Raw genomic sequence first — 2,159 nt, 5'->3', positions numbered from 1 at the left:
GATAACTTATTTGATGAAATCATTGATGCCTATAATGGAAAAGAAATTCCTGAAGAGCAGGTTGACGGTTATGTCTACTCGCTCATTGAGGAGAGATTAATCAGTAGCGAAAAATATGGCCTGTCTAAAAAATTCTTCCATGATAAAATAACTGATGGAATTGAATCGACAGTATTGACTCCAGATTTGAATGGAAATCCTGATGAGGGCAACAATATACTTATTTCTGAAAGTATTGCTAATGATTCTATTAAGGAATTCTGTAAGAATAATGCAATTAGTCAAAATTCGCTTGTAATGGCATGTACTGTATTGAGCTTAAACAAGTATACTCATAGCGACAAAACGTTAATAACTTCAATTTTTAATGGAAGGGCATATCCATATTATCAAAATACTCAGGCATTTTTGGTAAAAACGCTACCTATTATTATTTCTAATGAGAAAAGGGATGTTTCTCTAAAAGAGTTCATTGGTATTGTGGATAAAGTTTGGAAAGATTCGATTAATCATATTGAATATCCATATACAAAGATTTCTGAAGATTTCCAGTTAAAACCGGAATTTTTCTATATGTATCGGGAAACTGGAGAATCAAGCCAGGTTACCGTCAATGATGAGATATTTGCCGTTGAGGTGTTGCCTGCTGAGGACATTTCTGTAGCTGAGTTTAAAATTAACCTGAATGTTATGGATACTGGTGAAGAGATTAAGTTAAATTTGGAATATAATGATCAGCTGTACAGTGAATATTATGCTCGTACATTCCTTAAATCTATCATTCATATTTTAAATCAGTTTATTGGGAAAAATATTGATGAAACAAAAATATGTGATATTTCTTTGGTCGATGAAAGTAAATCTCTTGAATTCAAACCGGTTGAAACTGAAAATCCAATTTTACATGAACGCTTTGAAAAGCAGGTTGATGCAAATCCGGATAATGTTGCTTTAATTGCACGGGATGCAACTTTGACTTATAAAGAGTTGGATGAAATGAGTAATTGTATTGCTAATGCCTTGATTAAGGCAGGTGTTGAGCCTAAAAGTATGGTTTTGGTAATGCTGCCAAGAACTAGCAATCTTATTTCAGCAATTTTGGGTATATTGAAGGCAGGTAGTGCATATGTGCCGATAGATATGGATTATCCAAAAGACCGTATTGAATATATTTACACTAACAGTCATGCAGATTACATTATTGCAGAAGATAGTGCAGATAATACACTGGATATTAAAGAATTATTAAGTGAAGAAAATGGTGAAAGGCCCGGTATATCTGTTGGTCCTGAAGATTTGGCATATATGATATATACTTCAGGTTCAACTGGAAATCCTAAGGGTGTAATGATATCTCATAAAAACATTACTAATCTGTTTGTGGAAAATGAAGATAATCTGATGTACAATATCTACAAGGGCATTACCAAAGCACTTTCAATTACTACTGTATCTTTTGATCCTTTCTTATTGGATTTATCAAGTTTGACTTTCGGTTTGCAGTTGGTATTGGCAAGTGACAGCCAAACCAAAAACATTGAGGAATTGACTGATTTGATTCGAAGGGAAATGCCAGATGCAATCACGTCTTCAACTCCATCAAGAATCAAACAGTATATGGAATATGAGGAATTCACAAAGCTATTGCCTAACTTCAAATACATAGGTACTGGAGGGGAAATGATGCCTAAAGAATTGGTATCAGAAGTTTCAGCCATTAGTGATGTTGCATTTTACAATACTTATGGACCGACAGAAACAACTGTGGCTTCCAATGCTTTAAATGTCATGGAATCTGATAAAATCACTGTTGGAAAAGCATTATTCAACTACATTACTGATGTAAGGGATTTGGATGGTAAACTTCTACCTCAAGGGGTTATGGGTGAGCTTTATATTGGTGGTCCTGGTGTTAGTAAAGGATACTACAACATGCCTGATAAAACCAAAGAGGTATTTTTAGAAATTAATGGTGTTCCTTATTATAAAAGTGGCGATTATGCTATTGAACTTCATAATGGTGAAATAGATATCAGGGGAAGAATTGATAATCAAATTAAATTAAGAGGTTTAAGAATTGAGATTGGTGAAATTGAATCTAACATTGGTAACTATCCTGGAATCAAACAAAATGTTGTAATAATTAAAGAAATCAACAA

The 2,159-nt window shown here is 33.5% G+C and carries 1 protein-coding gene; it reads left to right on the top strand.

Translation table 11 applies throughout. The annotated features are described in order from the left end of the window. Nucleotides 1-2,159 (top strand): amino acid adenylation domain-containing protein (locus QZU83_RS10695; protein ID WP_295611968.1); only part of this gene is annotated, 2,159 nt, incomplete at both ends.

Origin of the sequence: uncultured Methanobrevibacter sp. (genome assembly GCF_902771435.1) — an archaeon.
In the GTDB taxonomy this organism is placed as follows: Archaea; Methanobacteriota; Methanobacteria; order Methanobacteriales; family Methanobacteriaceae; genus Methanocatella.
This window is presented reverse-complemented; position numbering and strand designations above follow the sequence as displayed.